Consider the following 20,185-nt stretch of genomic DNA (forward strand, 5'->3'; position numbering starts at 1 on the left):
TATATGACCAAGTCTTTTCGGAAAATTGCCGAAACCATTATGGGTTGAGCGGGCACCCTCTCTAAGTCGAAAATAATCTAAGTAAAGACCACCTGTTATCAAGTGGCTTAACTACTTTTAGTGGTTTGTTATGAACAGGTCTGGTTATGAAAAAGCAGGTTATAAAAAAATATTGCAACCTGAAAGTCTTGTGGAGTTTTATCACTGTGTTGGCAATCCTGCTGATGCCCACGACTTCATTAGCAGGATATTACCTGCTTCACCTTAAAGGCACCAAGTCATACGTCAGACTATTGCTATCAGTCGAGCCCGATACAGAAACCGATGGATCATCGCAAGTGCAGGGGCCACAAGAGCCATCCTCCGGGTTGTTATCCAGAGCAAATCGGGAATCCGGAACCATTGATGACTTGCCTCCCCGGGAATCTGGCAGGACTGATAGCGCATCAGTCCCTCAGGAAGAGTGTGGAGCCGTTGGTGGCTTACCGGCTTACCCGGCAATTGGAACAGCTGCTTTGCCAGTTATAACGACATTAATAGATTATATTAATGACTGGACTCGTTCCCTGACAACCGGAAGTACTACTGTTTTGGCTTGGTTGACAAGTTTTAATACAGCAACAGACATAGAAACAGCAACAGAAATAGAACATTTACCGGCTCATGAAATACCTGAAAGCGAGCTGCGTAATTACGTTATGACGCTTATCAATCTGATGGAGGAGCCGATCCTAATCTATGCCAATCAGCCTTCCGTGAGCTCTGGCAGCTGTACATGTGATTCGCTCACAAACCTAAGCGGGTGGCGTCGAAAGTTTGCAATTTTTTTGAGGACTCTTTCAACAGCGGCACGCACTGCTGGCAACCTTGGTACAGGGGTACCTGGCATGGAATTCGGATGGTTAGTAGCAGAAAGTTTATCTACTTTTGGCTCTATCTCTTTTTTTAGCCATAGCCAGTTTCCAAATCATTTTCAGGTGAGCTTCACATTCAGCAGGAACGGCTTGACGATCACTCAGGAAATCGACGCTTTGCAGCAAATAGCGCAGTTACTGAAGTGCTCGGGTGGCTACAATTTAAGAGCCTTTGAACGACAGGTTGAAAGACAGATACTGACGTTTAATGTCCAGGTATCGGATTGCGTGGATGCCGATCAGCTAAGAAGATTGCTCGAAACCAGCAATCAACAGTTAGCTAATCCGTTTAGTATAAAAGTCTCCCCTAACGGGTCCTGATGACAGCCTGTAGAAACTGTAACAGGCCGGTACTATCTGCGAGCGATTCAGACCATGGATGGTCTGTCGGTATTGAGCCCCCTTTATATTCCTCAACATGAATTGTTAACCCGTATTCATGCTCTTCACGTAAATCTTTTTGTTGCTTATCAATCGGCTCCGGTGATGGCAAGGTACTTATGATAATGACCAAATTAACTACTTCATTGTAACGGTTGAACTTTATAGAAATATTACTGTCCAACCGGGATGAATGATTTTCTTTTCCAACTTTTTGGCACCATGATCACTGAAAACCACAGATATTAGCCATTAAGTCATGGACAAACATTAGACGTTATATTGGAGATCTTGATGCTAAATCCTCAATTTGGCAGTCCTGATTATCAAAGCCCGACCACTCAACCCTCTCAAAATAACGGGGCCAAAAGCCCATCCAAGAGATATTTAAAGGGTACTGATCCCCATGACACTCTGACCGAGACAAAACCATTAGCCAAGCGCATCTGCCGTAAACCTTTTCCTGTTTCTTCTGACCATTCTCTCCCCGACCGGCAACAGCTCGGGGGCAAGGGTATGTTTTTACAGCGTATGCAGGAAGCAGGGCTGACAGTCCCACCCTTCAGTTGTGTTGCAGCCTCTTTGACGAATGCTCTTGAACAACAGCCACTGGATAACCGTCGTTTAGCCCCGTACCTTCCTGAAATAGTGGCTGAATTGGGGGCAGAAACCAGCCTGGTGGATATCAGGAAGCACCTCACTGGCTGGCTGGATTCAGAGCCTACCAGATGGGTTGACTGGCTGACAGGGCTGGCAAAATTTGTTGCCAGTCATGACTTTTACGAGCAGGTAAAAGATTCAGAAACGGCTCAACAAATCAGGGATCTGCGCTTTGAACTGGGCGGGCCATCCCTATCGCAGCCTGTTATTGTCCGCAGCTCTGGTATCAATGAAGACAACTACGGCGATGTCCAGGCGGGCAAATACCTTTCTGAAATTCAGGGAGAAGATGATGTATTGCGCACCTGTCTTAAGGTTATGGCTTCAGGTTACAGGCCTGGAGTCTGTCATGGGGGTATACCGGAACCTATGGCACTGATCATCCAACAGTGTATTGTCTGCCAATGTGGCGGTGTAGCCATGAGCTTTCAATCACTCCAGGATAATACCATCAGGGTTGAGTACTCATCCGGTCAGCCCAGAGGCGCAGTGGCTGGCAAGTCCGTTAACATGCCTCACCGCATCAATATTGAACGAAGGGGAGGGGCTGACCAGGTGACTTACTTTCCCGGGACGGTCTCAAGTCACTTTATCTTGCAAAGGAATAGCGATAACGACGGCTATTCGGAAACAGAGATTCATAATATCGTTGGCAAACCAGACAGTGTTGGGGAACGACTCAGTGATGACCTGGTTTCAGAACTCAGGCAGGCAGTGGCAATACTTGAAGACCTGTTGCTCTGTCCTGTGGATGTGGAGTTTGGCATCGATCAACAGGGTCGTCTGTTCCTGTTGCAGGTGCGCCCAATTACCCGACTTTCCGGGGGCATGGATTTTGCCATGGCCGAACCCGAAGAAACCCTTGCCAGTGGCGAGGGCATCAGCGAAGGCTATTGCACCGGACCACTCTGGCTGGCCAAAAAACAAAAGGCAGACTCTATGCCAGACGGCGCCATTGTCGTGGCACGACACGCTGAAGACTGGATGCTTGAGCCTGATTGCCTGAAGCGGATTGCGGGTTTTGTCTTTGTTATTGGAGGATTCAATGATCATGTTGCGATCCTCCTGAGACAGAAAAAAATACCTTTAATGCTGGCCGGTGACCAGTGCCTGACATTGACGGGCCAGGATGAACAACAAGCCACGCTGGTCTGCGCCCGCTTTGACGGTATGCCCCGCGCGTTTATTGTTAACGGTGACCTTACTGGAAAACTGGTCAGTCACAGAACCCAATCCTTTGGATTCTCTGATGTGTCATCAGTAAGAATCGGCAAGTCAGCGGATGATTTATCTCCCCCTGAAGGGACCTTCCGTGAAGTTGCCAGCGGGTTTCAATGGCTTGTGGATCAAAATGCCCGCCTGTTGGCATTCTTTGCCGCCGGCGGCGGACTGGATTGTCTTGCAGATCCAATAAAACTAAGCATGTCTCCAGAACGCTTAAAGATAATGTCAGAGACAGAGGATGACGTAACCCTGCTGCTTCAGGGAGCTGAAGCACTGTTGGGAGGTTACCGGGCATTCCTGTTACTGGCGGGTGAGCACCTTTCACCCCAGCTCGAGTCATTGCACGATGAATTACCACAACTGATTAACCGTTTCGGGACGCTGAAAGAGACCATCGGATCAGCGTTAAAGCGTATCATTCTTCCCCTGCAGGCGGGTGAAGCACTGAAACTGTGTCCGGACATGTTTCGTCAGTGGATGGCCACCTGCCATCATCTGCAATCTTCTCTCCAGGCACTCCATCCCTTGGAGGCTGAACAGGTTCAGAGTGTCCATGACCTGATTTTTGCCCTGCATCAGCGCTTTGTAAAAGCGTTGGCAATGGTCTCTCTGGCTTCTGGTCAGGGCAAAGTCTCTACTGAACAGGAAGTCACCTATGTTGATTGCTCACCCCCGGGCGATAAAACGGCGCTATTGAATCAGACCTGCAAAGCAGCCATCGAAAAAATGCGGATTAATGCAACTGTCGTCAATATGGTTGATGCCGTGATTGTTAACCTGAATTTTGGCAATCATGTGGGTATCATTGAGTTACTTGAACAGGCAGAGGGTGGAAAAAAACGAACCTTGCGGCTGACATTCTCTGACCAGTTTTATAGTCCTGATGGCAGTGATCAACCCTTCAGGTTGAAGCGTATGTGGTTTCTGGTGCAGTTATTACAAGCGATCGAGCTGGATAAAAATGCTGATGGCATGAAGCTAAGTAGCAATGCCGTAGCGGGAGAAATTATCGTCGAATGCCCCCGAATGAAAACCACTGAAACTATGCAGGATGCCTTTGAGAAATTGATCGCAGTGTTAGATGATGCTCTTGATGAGGTGGAAGTTCACTTGAGGCACAATACGACCATTTTTGGTGGAGATCAGTGGAACTTTAACTTTCTTGCACAACGCCTTAATAGCGATTCTTTTGCAGAAGCTGATAGATTTGCCTTCCAGCATTGCCTTTTTTCAATGTTCTATTTCAGATTTTTCCACAGCGCTCCCGATTGGTGCCAGTTATTAAGCAGCCACCACAAGCAGTTTATGGATGACAGTCTACGGTTGGCAGAATCAAAGGAGAATCCTCAGGAAATGTTAATAAATGAAGGGATCGGTGAGGACAACTGCAAGAAATTTTTATTTCATCTCCTACTCGTTGGTTCCCGAAAAGCTACCCCATTATTTGAGCATTTTTATAGCCATCTGAGAAATGAATACTTTGTTATCAAGCCACCTCATACTTACAATCTGGAGTTTATTGTTTCACCGGGTCAATCGCTTCAGGATCACAAAGAAAAGGTCAGGAACATCCTGCTGGAATATGGGCTGACCTATGCCAGCCAACGGGTTCGAAGTGATAAAGATTTTGTATTACTCACCATTAAAGAACATCCGGGCGACCTGGAATATGCCAGCCCGGAACTTCGGGACAATGATGAGGTTGTAATGACCGCTATCGCAAAGTCCCCAATGGCTCTGAATGATGCAAGTGAAAGAATCCGAAGCGATAAGCACCTTATTCAAAGAGTCATTGCCGACGACATTAGTTTCTTATCATATGCCAGTAAAGAGATATTGAATGATCGCAAGTATTTGCTGAAATTAATTAAAAAGCATCCTCGTGCTTTCATTTATGCGGATGATGAGCTTAAAAATGATACAGTCTTTGTCAGGTCAGCAATTGAAAAAAACAGTAAAGTTCTTGAATTTATTTAGAAAGCGGCGCATAAGTCCTAGTTCACTATACTGTCATCACGTAAAACACATCTGAGCTTTATAATGCGTTGATAACTTTGAGCGACCGTTGGAAATCGTTGTTATTATTTATCATGTCTGCCTTGCCTGGTTCTTACTGCAAACCAGCGTGGCAGGAATCTTAAAACTCTTCCGTTTATTCAACCGGTCAATAGAGACAATAAAGTGCAATCTGAATCGAACATTAACAATCGGCCCTGGAGAGAAACTGCAGGACTATTTAAGCATCTTTGTATGCTGCGACTTTTCACTGCATTACTATTAGTAACTTTATCGCTGTCTGTGCCAAAGGTTAACGCCAGTTGTCCTGACTGCCAACATTTGTCAAACCTCGGGGCAGTGGGTGGCGTTTGCGCCAGATGTTTAGAAACAAGTTCTGACATGTCAAGTCGGGGTTTGCGTGGGTTCTGCGAAGTGCTGGTAGAGCTATTGAATGATAAAACAGACGACGATAGCATAATGAACGCAAATATACTGAGCGTTGCGAATAACTGTTTAACAGGTCAGCCAGTCATGCTGAATGAGAGGTTGAGCAATGAAATACAAACATTCAGAGAAAGATCTGAATTCATGCAGCGACATATTCACCGAAACCTTCCCGGGGGAGATAGTGAAGGCTATGCCAGCTTGTTCAGTCCGGAAGATCTGACAGTTTTTTTTGCCCTTATGGAGGCAGGTGAGATCACTGATGTTGATTTAGATCGGCTTGAGAAAACCTTCTTTATCAGAATTGGCTGGCTGTCCATTGAAATAAAAGCTGACCTGGCGAGCTATGACTGGAAGCAACTGAGGAATGAAAGGCGTTTTTTTGCTTATCTCTATTACATTATGCTGCGACAACAGCAGGCCCGTCAGGAAGAGGACAATAGTCTGGTCAAACGATTGCATGGCTATTTACTGGATTATGATAGGGGAGATGAGAAAAGTATTGACAATCTTTTTGTTCCTGAGCACATGACATTTGGCTCTTATATTGAGTCCTGTGTTGTGCCATCCTCGGTGCTTGACATGACAGGTTCATGGAAATGGAAGTGGCTTACTCAATATCTCAATCCGCAGGGTTGGACTATGATGTATCTGCAACCGCAGGATTGGATTTTAAGATTCCTGCAAGAGGGACGATGGAACTTTCTGGGACGTTTTTATATATCAGATGGAACCTCGACCTATCAATTACCAGAACCTCACTCTGACATCTGGATTTTGCTTGCTTTAAATGATGATCAAACGGTCACTTTGTTCACTAATCATGGAATGGGCATGATGATAGTCAACGAGAGTGACCTCGGATTGCTGTTGGAAGGAATGCAAAGCACTTTGGGTCATACAGACAATTTAAACTCTGAACCACCCGTATCGGATGAGCAGCTTCAGTGGCTTCTGCCTGATGATCATTTTGGGATTGATTCTCCTGAACAATTTAAATAACACTCTATTACATGACCCGCATCGTGTCTCTGGAGGGCCTTTTTATCTAATCGACCTGGCAAACATCAGCAGTCTGACTGAAAAGATATGTAAGTACTCAGCCATATGGAATCGAATATTTCTGGCTTATTGGGCAGGTGCTCTGCAAGGCGCAACGACGGGAACATAGCAAGCTATGTGACCAGAGTTGCAACGCAGTCAGAGTGCCTGAACAATAAGTCAGAAAATATGATTTCGTATGGTTGAGTACTTAGATTACCGTTCTCTGGCATGTATGATTACACGTCTCAGGCCATTGTTGCAGGCTATAGCCATTGCTGTTGCAGCAACAAAGACTAATCCGTTCACAATAAAAGTCACTAAAACTGCAGAGGCTTCCGACTCTTTAGTCGGTACATTCGGACAGCTTTCACATTGGCACGGGGAGTGCCGCCCAAAGAATTTTTCATTCGTGTCATCAAAAGAACTGAAATTTACAAAATTATAGAGCCTGGTTTTTAGAGGTCGGTCTAATAAGCGAGGGTCAGAGATGTTATGAACATACATTTCAATCTCTGATATATTGCCAATAGGTGAGTCAAGTCGATTACGCACTTCATCTATGACATTAACGAAAAGGACATTGGGTAATACTATTCCATCAACCAGACAGCCTCCAAATGCACTGGCCGCATGCCTTCCTGTTTTGCTGCAAATGGGGCACTGACACTGGAGTGAGTTGTCTGAAAAGCTAATGAACTCGCCTTTAGTCTTAAATGAGTGCACAGATTTGTTGGCTGATAAAGCAAATTCTCTCACCGTATTGGCGCTGGTCAATAGCGGAAAACCATTTTTAGGATCAAAAATTAATACGCCCTGTTGGTACATATCCCTTATTAACCTTTCAGTGTTGATAATGACAAAAACACGGCAGCCTGTGAAGTTATAAGAAGGTTGTTCTATATAGTCAGTAAAAGTGTTTTCCAGTGGCTTTGTGTAGAGCGGTGAAAATATTGAAACAAATAATGCCCCTGCAGGGCTGAATCGAGTGAAAGTCGGATAGTAACTTCGGATCATTAACCAGACTCTCCTGATCCAATGTGGAATTTCTTCGTTTAGTTCATCAAGATCATCCAGGTGTTTTACTATTTTTCCTATCTCTTCATGAATAGTTCTGGCTCTTTCAGAGTTCATCTGAACAGCCGAAGTTGTAAAGTAGATTGGAGTTCCATCAGGATTTGCGCTAAAGACAGTGGATTGCCTGAAAGTTTCTAAGGCATTTTTTATTGCTATAGGGGGAGCCTGTGTGGGTAGCTCGCTTTCACTGATGGCCACACGACTTTTATTGAGGCTAATGGCGCCTAAAACAGTTAAAGACGAAGAGGTTGATGTTGCGGCAAGTGTATTGGTTATAACAATTTCGGTATAGCCCGAATAAATTTCAGCGTCATCAGAGCCTGGTTGTTCGCCCGGTGTGTTGATTGGAACAGCCACCATCGGAACAGGCATGACCTGGCTCACAGCTTTTGAAATCGTAGATGCTTTGTTCTTTTTTTTTGAGATGCACAGGAAATACTGATAGGGACTGTCCTCCTTCAGTTTGGTGCCTTCTTTATCGCAATACTCCGTCAGGCTACGAGAATATTTAAACTCCCAGGCAGAAAAAGCGGCAGGCACAAAAAAAAAGACAGCAGGACACAGAGAAGTATTTTTCTGCTTTTTATTCTCCGGAATTGAGGTAAATAAAAAATTGGAGTCATGATAAAAATAACCTACTGAAGTACTACTTAAGTATAAATGTGAACAATAGGCGTCATTGGTAAGTATTTCTAATCTCTGCTCTCTGTTAAAGCATATCTCTGCTCCAGAAGCTTTTGTTCATGGAGTCTGGAGTTACCATTCGGAGTTTATCGTACAGCTTCAGTCAAGGGGCCTGGTAAAAGAATTGTCGAAATACTCTCTGCTCTGGGAGTCATGACTTAATCATGGTCACAGAATTGTGGCATGCAGTGCAAAAGATTTGTCAGTCAGACGCCAAAAAAGGCTCGATTCTGGCGGTCCAGCGAGGTGACCGGGCAGTCTTTGAGGGATTTTGTTAGGGGTGCTGTCGTTGCTGTTATGAACTTTTCTTGAAGACTAGGGCTCTAAACATTCATTTTATCAAGAAAGGGCTTAATCATGGATTCATCTATCAAACCATTATCAACTGTATCAACTATGGCACCGCCCCAAACGAGAGATGGAAGTGCATACTCTCCTGTGACAGTGGATCCTTCACCTAAAAACCTTGTCCTTAAAGATGATGATAAATTCAAACCAGGAATCATGAGGACAAGAAAAAAATTAGAGGAATATTTTGTTGCAAGGCAGCATAGTTCTCCTTCGCATAAAAATATAGATGCTCAACTTTTACCCACACAGCCTTATGCAGAATGGCTTCAAGATGAAACTGCCTTATTACGGCAGCCTGCACTGTCCGTAGGTAAGCCTGATAAGCTGCCTGGTAACAGTAATGCTTACAAACAAAGTAAAGTTATAAAAGCCTTCAAGGAAGGAAAACTTATTGCCAAAATGCTTGAAAATCCCAAGCGATTCGAAATTAGAAAAACTGGTCTGCGTTCAGGCTATGACAGAGTAAGTTTAGAGGTGGATGAGCTAAAGCATAGAAAATGCATTCAAGTGTCATCAGTAAGCTATATGTCCCCCAATGTTCCAACTCAGTTATTCAGAGATATTGGTTTTCTTCTTGAGCGTGATAAGTGCGAAGTAAAGGCTATATATTCGAAAGATGTGTATACACGATTACTGGATAATCAGGGCGAAGTTTGTAAGTGGAGTATAAACAAGCATGAATTTGTAAAAGATGAGCTCTTAAAGATAATAGATAAACAGTATGTCGGAGCAGAAGTTGTTTCTTTAATGTTGGACACATACTTTAACTTTGCACTACAGAATATTTACTCGAGGCTTACAGGTCAGGATCTTCGGGTTTCAATACCCGAGAAAGCCTTCGACTTAAACTTTTTTTTAAAAAATGAACAAGCCAAAAAAGCAAAATACTTTGAGCTGGAAACCAGTTTTGGAGGGTACTACCGAACGGTAACGGGGAGTCATGAATTTAAAAAGGAGTCCATTTCTGCACTGCAAGATTCATTGGATCTAAAGTATAACTCGGAAAAATGCCCTCTAGAAAACGAACTTATTATTTCATACTCGAAAAAATCCATTGTTGGAATGGTCGTTAATTTATCATCATATGAAAAAAAATATGGAAAAAATACTGAGGCAGGTTTATCGAGTCTCATTGTTAATTATATTTCAGAAGACTGTAAGTTGTTCCGGAACTTAGTGAAAAAAAAGTTAGGACTTGAACTGGATGTTTTTCTCTATAATTCTGATACCTGTGAACTGTCTGTTTTGGAGAGAGAGGTTCAGAGTGAGAGGTAGAATGACATGGCAAAAATAGGGTCAGCATCACTTTATTTTGATGGTTGCGGATTCTGTATTGACAATAATTCTCAGTAGGTATTATCCGCAAGTTTTATTGTCATCGTCTTAATATTAGTATTTGAAAGTCGTATTTATATCCCATGGCTTTTGTCTGGGTAGAAAATAAAGATGAGAATAAAAATGATAAAAACTTCTTTTGTCGGGCTGGCATCGCTGGCCACTGCAGTGTTTTCCAGTATGGCTATTGGTCATGGCTGGACTGAATTTCCCAAAGCAAGGCAGACAATCTGTGCTGATGATGGGGGTTACTGGGGTAATCAGGATGGCTCCACGATTCCCAATGCAGCTTGTCGTGCTGCGTTTCTGGAGTCTGGTACATACCCTTTTGTGCAGAAAAATGAGTTTGCTGCCAATGTCATTGATTATAATAATAACGCAGCTGTCAGCTTGGTTGTGACAGATGGTAATCTTTGCAGTGCTGGCTCTGCCGCTAAAGCGGGCATGGATATTCCTTCCTCGCAATGGCAAAAGACTGAATTGTCTGCCGGTACACACACACTGAGATTCAGGGCAACTGCACCTCACAACCCCAGCTATTGGCGAATTTATTTGACCAGACCCGGATTTGATTCTTCCCTACAAAGGTTGCACTGGTCCGATCTCGAATTGATCAACAGCCATGATGACCTGCCCGTAGTGAACGGGTATTTCGAGATGGATATCAATATTCCCGAAGGAAGAAGCGGTACCGGTATTCTTTATGTGCGGTGGCAACGCGCTGACCCTGCAGGAGAAGGCTTCTATAACTGTTCTGACATTGCTTTCAGCAGTGATGGGGTGACACCAGCTCCAACACCTTCTCCAGATCCGGATCCTTCACCTGAGCTGGTGAATGTTGGAACCTATGTGAGTACCGGGCACGATATTGCTGAAGCTGGTGATAGGGTCCGCTTCCGACTCTTTGACGGCACAGGTAAAGAAGTGGCGGATGAGCAGATTGCCATTACCAGCAGCAATGCCGACTTTAACCTCTGGACCACAGAGTTGGCACTGAAGGTGAATGATCGCAATCAGGGTAAAGCCTTCATTGGTATCTGGCATCAGGAGATGAATCATTTGATGTATGATGAAGACAACCTGTTCAGCAATCGTATCTGGGCTCCTGACACTAAACACTCAGCATCCACTTCCGTCATAAAAGCAGATAACGTTCCCACACCCTCTCCGACACCGAATTACGAATATAAGTATCCGGAAGGTAAAGGTAGCTATCAGCCTGGTTCAGTTGTCCTTGGCACAGATGGTGAGATCTATCAGTGCAAGCCTTTCCCTTACTCTGGTTGGTGTAATCAGTCTACTTTGTATTATGCTCCGGGAACCGGTTTACACTGGTCCGAGGCCTGGATGAAAAAGTAAGTTCGTTGATTCAGGTCGGGCTTTTGCCTGACCTGTTGACGGTTTTGAGAAAACCTTGTAGCTATCAATCCGGTGGCCATCAAAAATGGCAATTGATGTCAACAGAATATACAGATCAAAACATGGGAGCCTATGTTCAGCTGTATATGGTGTGCAACCGGAAGACAGCTAAATTACTGAGACTCCCATTTTTAAACATTCCAATAATCAGTAAGCTTTTACCTGGTTAATATTTTTTGCAATGATACATTTTTTATCTTTTGTCAGTGTGAATGTATATCGACCGGTATAAGGCATTACATCATCCCCACAAACTATATAGCCAGGAATGCCAGGATCAAAAAATCCTAATTGTATGTTTGAACCACGTTTTATACCTAAGTTTATTAATATAATATTGTCTTCAGTAATAGGTCTGGTGTCTCCTGGATAGAGAAACCCTCGTTGGTTATCAGCGGTAAAACCGTTTTTAGTTGCGGCAATTGCTGGGTAGACATTGATTCCTTTTTTAGTTGGATCACTTGGGTCAATCGAATCATTTCGGATGATAAATAAAGGAGCATCAACTTTTAAATGGTCCTGGCCTTTTGTGCAAGGAAAATCACTGCCCTCAAAAGCCCATCCATTTTTTTTACTTAGTGTAAAGCTATAATTACAACCTCCTGTATAGAACTGTTCATTTAAAGAAGTGTTTAATACTAGATTTATAGGAGTTGTGAACTTGTCTACTCTTACTATGAAGTAATTGGTTTTAGGATTTCGATCAAGATAAATGCTTCTATCATGCTGGTCGTATATGAGTGAATCTCCATCAAATACTTCTATAGTGTATTCATCCGGATTGTCGAATACAAAAGAATCAGCAAACAAAGAAAACGAAAAAAATAGCAGCAGAGAAATTAAAAAGGAGATGATTGATTTCATGATTTGACCCTCGCTATTACTTATCACATAGAACATTATACAAGAATTGATTAATCATTAGGTAAACCCCCGGCTATGCCGGGGAGACTCGCATAGGTCATACCGAGGCTTCGGTAGCTAACCTCAAGGGTTCCGCCAAGAACCAAGAGGTTTAACTTACCCTCTGTGTCAGGATAGATGTCGCCTCTTTTGATTCATGACTCTCAATAACTGAGAGAGCATATATGGGACATCCAATGTACTAGCTCAAGTCATATGTGGGACATCCAACAGACATATGTGGGACATCCAATGTTACAAGCATATGTGGAACATCCAATGTACTAGCTCATATTCAGAATTCTACTTAGCTAAATCCAACTGCATAAAAGAGCTCAGAGTATTTGCTGAAATCGACGTATCTGCAGGCACATCCACCAGGAGCTCTCTCATCAGCGATCGCCATTCAACAGACAAGAACACCCTTGGTGGTTCAAAAAAAATGGCCGCAGCCAAAAGTCTTCAATGATGACTTTTGGCTGCACCTGATTGGCAGGAGTCTCATAAGCTTAACCATCAACAACACGGCTGTATTGCTCTCTGAGATTTTCCATAGCCTGTAGAATTGCCGAAGCGACATCTACCTTGTACAGTGAGGCATTGAACGACACTTTTCTTGTCTTTCAAACCTTGGGCTTGTTTCTCTGGAGGGCTTATGGGTCAGCTTTAACCATCCTCGATGAACCTACCCCGGTGCGGACCCGAATGTCGATGTGCTTGGGGGCTGGAGAGTAGAGACATCCAGCTACCTGATTCAGGTGGCTATAGTTTTTTTTTAGCCCACCACTTATTTTTGTATAAGCGCTCTTTGAAGTAATTGACAGTTTTATTACGATCTAATGTAGTGGCTAACCTTCTTTCCATATTAATCATGTTTCTTTCATCGACAGCATCTGATGAACTTCTGTAAACCAGCTGCATTAGTGCAAAGATAAAGTTATCTGACAGCGCGTACAGATGCTCAAGAAGACCGTGAATGAAAGGATAGCTTATAACCAAATACACAAGAGTTGGATTTATTTCATAGCCGTAGTGTGAGTATATTTCCAGAGGGTCAGATTTGGCTTTAACAGATATAACTAAAATTAGTAGCAGTACTCCAGTAGCTTTAAACGTATGCATCAAAATGCCTTCCTAAAATGAAAAACTACCTATAAACACCTTCTTTATAGATCATCCTTCTAAGATAGCCAGTTACTGGTGTGCCACTATGATTACAATGGTGATTATGAGTGATAGTGATTATAGGGTGATTATAGGACATCCTTATATTTGACAAACAAGCCAGCTCGTCTAATTCTGTTCCCTGTCGCTGATTTTTAGTTCCGGCAGGAGAGATTATGACCCGTGCGCGAAGTTCTCTGATCGACCCAGGTTCCACGCCTTATTATCACTGTATAGCTCGATGTGTGCGCAGAGCGTATTTGTGTGGAGAGGATTATTTAACGGGCAAAAACTACGAGCACCGTCGGCAGTGGGTTGTAGATAAGCTCAGGGAACTGGTTTCAATCTTTTCTATAGAAGTCTGCGCCTATGCTGTTATGTCGAATCACTACCATGTGGTTTTGCATATCAATCAGAAACCTGCCAGAGAGTGGACACGAGATGAAATTTTGAGTCGATGGACAAGGCTTTTCACAGGGCCGCTTCTGGTTCAGAGATATCTTGCTGCTGACCAGTTGAGTCATTCGGAACTGGCTCGTTTGGATGAATTTGTTGAAGAGTATCGAAATCGTTTAACGAATATCAGCTGGTTCATGCGTTGCCTGAACGAATATCTTGCCCGTGAGGCTAACCAGGAAGATGGCTGCCAAGGTCGCTTCTGGGAAGGGCGGTTTAAAAGTCAGGCGTTGTTGGATGAGGCGAAGCCTGAGAATGTGGGAGGTTCCATGAACTGAAATCATTCATTGAAATCCAGCAGGTTCAACTCCTGCCCGGCAAAGACTAACCATCAGCCGGAAACGAGTCTTGCATAGCCAGCGGTAACGATGGTTGTGAAGCGTAGACAGTGGGTGCTAAAGCCATGTGATTGAGTCTCGAAATGTTGCAATTGTTGGTGGACTTCATTGTTCAGGAAATGGGGTCAGCATTGGTTTGCCGCTACGGTAAGGCAACATCAACCTAACCGGGATCGGAGAGCAGGGCAGAGGTACAGGATGGATTTCTCAGGAACCTGTGAGGTCCAGTATTGACCTGGGTGTAATCGCCATTGGTTCTATGGCTGAACAGAACCCGGTCATCAGGTATCGCTTTAAACCCGATGAAGCAAACATGAAGCAGCATGCAGGAACCCGGAAGCGAATACATAAGTGACCGGGCAGTAGGTACTGGAAGTCTTAGTGTCCCATAGTACTGATGACAACGGGGAACTCTGCTCAGGAGGACCCGGACGAGGAAAGGGGACATCATAGTTATTGACCCGTTTGTGGGAAACACAAGAGGTGCTCAGAAACCTGTGTTTGTGTCAACGAAACAGAAACGGATAGCCACACTGGCCAGAGACAACCCGGCCATGGCTTTCACTTCTCTCAATCATCACATGGATTATCAGTGGCTTTATCAGGCATACCAACTGACCCGTAAAGATGGCGCTACAGGAGTAGATGGTCAGACGGCTGAAATGTATGAACGACAGCTGGAGTATAACCTCCTGAATCTGTTGGATCGTATCAAATCCGGTCGCTACCGAGCACCCGCTGTGAAGCGGAGTTACATCGATAAAGGAAACGGTCAGAAACGGCCTTTGGGCATACCCACTTTCGAAGACAAAATTGCTCAGAGAGCGGTGGTTATGCTACTGGAACCCATCTACGAGCAAGACTTCTATAACGGCTCCTTTGGCTTTCGCAAACAAAGGTCGTCACATGAAGCCTTGTGTAGTCTGCGTGAAAACATTATGAGAAATGGTGCCTACTGGGTGCTGGACGTGGACATACAAAAGTATTTCGATACGATTGACCATGGTCAGCTAAGACAGTTTCTAGCCAGACGAGTGGCTGATGGCGTAGTAAGAAAACTGATCGATAAATGGTTGAAGGCAGGTATTCTTGAGTCTGGGGAGCTTGTCTACCCGACGCAGGGAACACCACAGGGCGGAGTAATTTCACCGCTACTAGCCAACATTTATCTTCACTATGTATTGGATAACTGGTTCACTCAGACAGTCCAGCCAAGGATGCGTGGAAGATGCAATCTGACGAGATTTGCTGATGACTTTGTCATGGTATTTTCGGTTCATGAAGATTGCAACAAGGTTGAGGCAGTGCTGTCAAAGCGGTTTGAACGCTTTGGACTTACACTGCACCCGGAGAAAACGCGATGCGTTGACTTTCGGCCTTACTGCCGGAAAGAAAACAAACGCAACGGCAATCCGGTCAGCTTTGACTTCCTCGGGTTTACCCACTTCTGGGGAACTTCCCGTAGAGGGAATACTGTTGTTTACCAGAAAACAGCAAAAGGGCGAATTGCCAGAACTTTGAAGTCGTTCAACCAATACTGTCAAAAATACCGACATAAGTCATTGGGTGAACAATATATAGCGCTCAACCGGAAGCTTCGGGGGCACTACGCATACTTCGGAATAACGGGCAACGCCAAAGCGTTAAGTACGATCCTACATCGAGTGAAGAAAATCTGGCACAAGTGGCTCAGTCGGCGTTCGCAGAAGAGCCATATCACGTGGGAGAAATTCAATCTGCTTCTGGATCGCTTCGCCTTGGCACCGCCGAAAATCTATCATCGGTATTCATATGGTCGTCGGCTAGTGAACCAATAATTGTGAGGAACCGGATGCGTTAATTGCGCTCGTCCGGGTCTGCGAGGGTTGAGGTCGGCAACGGCCTCTTCTACTCGGACACAGCGGGTGAGGTATGTCTGCTCTGACATGTGGAAGCCCTATGTAAAGGCGATCGCCGAGTTTGCCAATCAGGCGCTGCATATTCTGGATCGATTTCACATTGTGGCCATGCTGAACAAGGCCATCGATGAGGTCAGGGCATCAGAACACAAACAGCTTCAGGCTGATGGCTATGAGCCTGTTTTGAAAAAGACCCGTTGGTGTCTGCTGAAACGGAAGGAAAACCTGACCGAGAAAGAAGAGATCAAGTTAAATACAGTGCTTCAGTATAATCTCAAAAGTGTCAGGGCCTATCTGCTCAGAGAGGAGTTTCAAGTGTTCTGGAGTTACATATCACCACACTGGGCAGGAAAGTATCTGGACCGGTGGTGTACAAGAGTCATGCGGTCAAAGATAGAACCGATGAAGAAAGTAGCTAAAACTGTTCGGCGACACAGACCACTGATCCTGAATTGGTTCAGGGCAAAAAAAGCATTTTCCAGCGGAATTGTGGAAGGTCTGAACACCAAGATAAAACTCACTACGAGAAAATCGTATGGTTTCAGAACCTATAGATGTGCAGAAATCGCTTTATATCACGCACTGGGCAACCTGCCCGAACCAGAAATGCCCCACAGATTTTGCTGACGAGGCTCTTTTTTTAATGGATGTCCTGTTTTTCCCTGCTTTTTTTTCAATGTGGATGTCCTATTTTTTCTTATCGTCCACATCATTCGTTGCCAATACAAAGCCCCCTATAGAGCGCTCTGCATCTTTTCGACAGTCAACAGATATCCAAAAATCTCCGCTTGGATAAAACACCACGCTATTCGGTTTGGATCCTTTTCCGGACGACTCACCCTGTTATAGCACTGCAACACCATAAGACTAAAAATCCTCACATAACTGACATCTGTGCTGCTCAATATGTCAATAGGCATAACAAATTAGTTTGTTTAACTAACAATGTGGTTGTCGAGAGGAGATTTCTCACTGGTCCATGGTCAGAAATAATGCAGTCAATGTCATTCGATTTAATTAATTCAATAAGATTTTGCGCAGGCTGTTAATTAGAAGGTGTATTAATCTTTGTCATTGTAATTATTGTCACTGCAATTCTTGTCACTTATGTATACATTAATTAAACTGGAAATGATGCGAAGGCCGACGTTATTGATAACATGGTCTTCGCATAAATATACTGTATCAAAAGGAGATAATTATGTTCACGATTACCTGGCAGGGTGGTAATGGATTGAAACCAGTTTCACCACCGAATTTTGAGCAGACGCTGGATAAACTGGAAAACGAAATCAGTGAAACTTCTGTCTCAAAGTGGCTTGTTCGCACAGTTTGCCTTACTACTAGCCTGCAAGCATTGAAGATTAGCAGAAACTATGTTGGAGAAGGCAAAGCGGTAGCTATATCAATAGGTACTCTGATCTTGACTCGTGTCTTGACCCACAAACTTTTCGTTCAACCAAAAATAAACCGGTTGCGCACGGAATATCGTCTGTTAAGCGGTCAACTTGAAAGACAACAACATGTCGACTCTGGCTCACTCAAAAAGTTGCACAATATGGTCGGTTTAGAGAACTTAAAAAGACACGTCGAAAAAATACAACAAAAAATGATGGTTCGAGAAATGCGGAGAAATGCCAGCCTGGAGTGCAAGGATTTATCCCGTGGTCATATGCTCTTTACAGGTAATCCGGGTACAGGAAAAACCATGTCTTCTCGGCTGTTAACAAATATTTTGTATGAACTCGGAATAATAAAAGAAGACAAAATCGTTATAGCGGATCGATCCCGGCTGGTTGGAGAACATGTTGGGCATACGGCTATCAAAACCGAGGCGCTGGTTAATTCAGCACAAAACGGGGTACTGTTCATCGATGAAGCATACAGTCTCTTCAAGCCCGGTTCAGATCGTGATTATGGCACTGAAGCCATCGAAAAAATATTGGTCATGTTGGAAGACCCTAAAATAAATACATTAGTCATCCTGGCTGGATATCATAAGCAGATGGAACAATTGATTGAGTCTAATCCGGGGTTTAAATCCAGAGTGCCAATAAAGATCCATTTTGATGATTACAAAAATGAACAGTTAATCCAGATATTCCAGAAAATGTGTGATCACAACGGTTATCAGCTCTCAGATGATGCCGTCACTATTTGTAAAGAAACATTATTAGACATCAAAAAACAAGAGGGTGAACATTTCGCTAATGCCAGAAGTATCAGGAACTTTTTTGAGAGTGTTCAATCTGCTCAAGAGTGTCGGCTCGCCAGAGAATTTGGTGCACAATTTGACGGTAACAATGGGACTCCACAGGAGGACTCTATAACTTCTCAAGGGGCAAACTCTGCTCATCCTACTGCAGATGTTGAACAGCTGATGGAGTTTTCCGTGGCTGATTTGAAAGCAGCTATGGAGGATTATCAGTATCAGTCAGCTTATCATGAATCAGATGCCTGGAAGGACATATACCGCTGATCAGTTGCAACGGGCGAATCCTCAAGCTCCCGGCAAAAGCTCATCAAAAAGGGGTACCATGACCCATTCCCCGGCTTGTTTATTAGCATTTTCCTCTGCTAGGAGGCCGACCGAGAATAGACTGCCCTACTGCGGCGGCAGCAAATTGGTCTGAAAATCCGCTTTTGTTCGTCAAATAGCTCGCTATTCTCCTCACAAAACCGAATTTTCATCCTCAATTTTCTGCCGTCCTCGCTACGGGCGCTATTCTCGGTCGGCCTCCTAGGACGATACAGCAGTCAGACTGTTTCCTTTTCTGTTTCTCTTTTTTGGATGTCCTATTTTTCACTATTTTTCAGGATGATTTTTCTATTCTATTTTTCTATGATTTTTCTATTCTTCTATCATTCCGGGGTTAACAAAACCGGGTAGGGAATGCCCTCCAGAAAGCAACCTTTTGCCCACCATCAGGCACAATAACACCCGATTTTTTAAGCTTGGGGACCAGTGAAATTGGCCCCCAAAATTCACATCATTCTTCTAAATCTTTGTTTTCATTATCAAAATTCATCTCATGAAACTCATACCACATCAAGTTAAGCGCCCCTTCCTGTCACTCTAACCTCTTGTTTTACTGCAATTCTGATTACCGTTGAGAACTATAAAACCCCTTGAAACACCTATAATTCATCAGCATTTACTCCCAAATTTACTCCCAAAAACTTGCTTGAAAGGTAATGCTGATGAGTATCTATTGCGACACCCGAAAGCGGAAGAAAGGCACTGTTTACAAGTTCATCGTTCAGGTCATGAAAAAGCATTTCGTAGCCAAAGAACAGATGACATTTCCGGACAAGCCGTCAGGACGTGCCTGGGCAAAACAGGTTGAAAAGGAAATGCTGAGAGAAGCGGAAAAAGAGGAACCAAAGTACGAGGCGGCTCAGTCTCGAACCGGCGATATTACCCTGAAATCTTACCTTGAACATTACAGGCTAAAACAGGGTACCCTGCCAGAAGAAAAGCAGATCAGCTATCGGGATATGCAGGCGATCAAATTTTGGGAGAAAAGCTGGCTGGCAGAGAAGAGGTCAAATGAAATTACCGAGCAGGATTTAATCAAAATCCTCGATGAACGACTGGAGACGGTTACTCCATCGACCAATCATTTATATGTCTCTGTACTGAGGCGTGCCGTCAGCTGGCAAAAGAGGGTAGGAATTTACTTCAAGAGTTTTATTAATGATGAAGTGATGAAGGAGCTTTGGAAGCTCGGATTGGTGGGAAAATCCCGACGGCACGACATACGGCCTACTGAGGAACAGATACTTCAGCTATATCAGGTACTACTGGCTGGTTATAACAAACCAACTGGAACCATACCTCACCATCACATCATGATGTTCAGCATATACATACAGCACCTTTCGTGAGGGAGAGGTT

General features: G+C 44.0%; 14 protein-coding genes. 11 read left to right on the forward strand and 3 right to left on the reverse strand.

What is annotated here, in order from left to right; all coding sequences use genetic code 11:
- Nucleotides 1–146: 146 nt before the first annotated feature.
- The 3 genes from ACOJUN_RS19660 (at nucleotide 147) to ACOJUN_RS19670 (ending at nucleotide 6,623) form a co-directional block, all read left to right on the forward strand.
- Nucleotides 147–1,235, forward strand: coding sequence for a hypothetical protein (locus ACOJUN_RS19660; protein ID WP_422133588.1), 1,089 nt, complete (start codon nucleotides 147–149; stop codon nucleotides 1,233–1,235).
- Between the two features lie 354 nt (nucleotides 1,236–1,589).
- The gene (locus ACOJUN_RS19665; RefSeq protein WP_422133589.1) at nucleotides 1,590–5,156 is read left to right on the forward strand and encodes a DUF4116 domain-containing protein; all 3,567 of its coding nucleotides are present in this window, start codon (nucleotides 1,590–1,592) and stop codon (nucleotides 5,154–5,156) included.
- A gap of 468 nt (nucleotides 5,157–5,624) precedes the next feature.
- Entirely contained in the window at nucleotides 5,625–6,623 is a 999-nt protein-coding gene (locus ACOJUN_RS19670) for a hypothetical protein (RefSeq protein ID WP_422133590.1), read from the forward strand.
- Between the two features lie 255 nt (nucleotides 6,624–6,878).
- Here ACOJUN_RS19670 and ACOJUN_RS19675 read toward each other — a convergent pair whose 3' ends face one another.
- Nucleotides 6,879–8,279 (reverse strand): hypothetical protein, encoded by a 1,401-nt coding sequence (locus ACOJUN_RS19675; RefSeq protein ID WP_422133591.1) that lies wholly within the window; start codon nucleotides 8,277–8,279, stop codon nucleotides 6,879–6,881.
- Between the two features lie 501 nt (nucleotides 8,280–8,780).
- Between ACOJUN_RS19675 and ACOJUN_RS19680 the strand changes: the two genes are divergently transcribed.
- Nucleotides 8,781–10,049: a hypothetical protein gene (locus ACOJUN_RS19680; RefSeq protein ID WP_422133592.1), complete on the forward strand. Its 1,269-nt coding sequence runs from the start codon at nucleotides 8,781–8,783 to the stop codon at nucleotides 10,047–10,049.
- 183 nt (nucleotides 10,050–10,232) lie between these two features.
- The gene (locus ACOJUN_RS19685; RefSeq protein WP_422133593.1) at nucleotides 10,233–11,468 is read left to right on the forward strand and encodes a lytic polysaccharide monooxygenase; all 1,236 of its coding nucleotides are present in this window, start codon (nucleotides 10,233–10,235) and stop codon (nucleotides 11,466–11,468) included.
- Between the two features lie 207 nt (nucleotides 11,469–11,675).
- Here ACOJUN_RS19685 and ACOJUN_RS19690 read toward each other — a convergent pair whose 3' ends face one another.
- Together ACOJUN_RS19690 and ACOJUN_RS19695 are read right to left on the reverse strand one after the other, a co-directional pair.
- The gene (locus tag ACOJUN_RS19690; protein WP_422133594.1) at nucleotides 11,676–12,392 is read right to left on the reverse strand and encodes a hypothetical protein; all 717 of its coding nucleotides are present in this window, start codon (nucleotides 12,390–12,392) and stop codon (nucleotides 11,676–11,678) included.
- Nucleotides 12,393–13,193: 801 nt separating this feature from the next.
- Entirely contained in the window at nucleotides 13,194–13,553 is a 360-nt protein-coding gene (locus ACOJUN_RS19695) for a hypothetical protein (RefSeq protein ID WP_422133595.1), read from the reverse strand.
- 218 nt (nucleotides 13,554–13,771) lie between these two features.
- Between ACOJUN_RS19695 and ACOJUN_RS19700 the strand changes: the two genes are divergently transcribed.
- The 6 genes from ACOJUN_RS19700 to ACOJUN_RS19725 all read left to right on the forward strand — a co-directional run bounded on the left by ACOJUN_RS19700 (nucleotide 13,772) and on the right by ACOJUN_RS19725 (nucleotide 20,175).
- Entirely contained in the window at nucleotides 13,772–14,329 is a 558-nt protein-coding gene (locus tag ACOJUN_RS19700; protein ID WP_422133596.1) for a transposase, read from the forward strand.
- A gap of 277 nt (nucleotides 14,330–14,606) precedes the next feature.
- Complete coding sequence (locus ACOJUN_RS19705) at nucleotides 14,607–14,744, forward strand: hypothetical protein (RefSeq protein ID WP_422133597.1); 138 nt, start codon at nucleotides 14,607–14,609, stop codon at nucleotides 14,742–14,744.
- A gap of 148 nt (nucleotides 14,745–14,892) precedes the next feature.
- Nucleotides 14,893–16,206, forward strand: a complete 1,314-nt coding sequence (gene ltrA / locus ACOJUN_RS19710; RefSeq protein WP_422133598.1) for a group II intron reverse transcriptase/maturase — start codon at nucleotides 14,893–14,895, stop codon at nucleotides 16,204–16,206.
- Nucleotides 16,207–16,254: 48 nt separating this feature from the next.
- Complete coding sequence (locus tag ACOJUN_RS19715) at nucleotides 16,255–16,914, forward strand: transposase (protein WP_422133599.1); 660 nt, start codon at nucleotides 16,255–16,257, stop codon at nucleotides 16,912–16,914.
- Between the two features lie 574 nt (nucleotides 16,915–17,488).
- Entirely contained in the window at nucleotides 17,489–18,766 is a 1,278-nt protein-coding gene (locus ACOJUN_RS19720) for an AAA family ATPase (protein ID WP_422133600.1), read from the forward strand.
- A 722-nt stretch (nucleotides 18,767–19,488) separates the two neighbouring features.
- On the forward strand, nucleotides 19,489–20,175 hold the full coding sequence (locus ACOJUN_RS19725) for a hypothetical protein (protein ID WP_422133601.1): 687 nt from the start codon (nucleotides 19,489–19,491) through the stop codon (nucleotides 20,173–20,175).
- The last annotated feature ends 10 nt before the right edge of the window (nucleotides 20,176–20,185 follow it).

This window comes from Endozoicomonas sp. ALD040 (assembly GCF_049275945.1).
Classification (GTDB): domain Bacteria; phylum Pseudomonadota; class Gammaproteobacteria; order Pseudomonadales; family Endozoicomonadaceae; genus Endozoicomonas_A.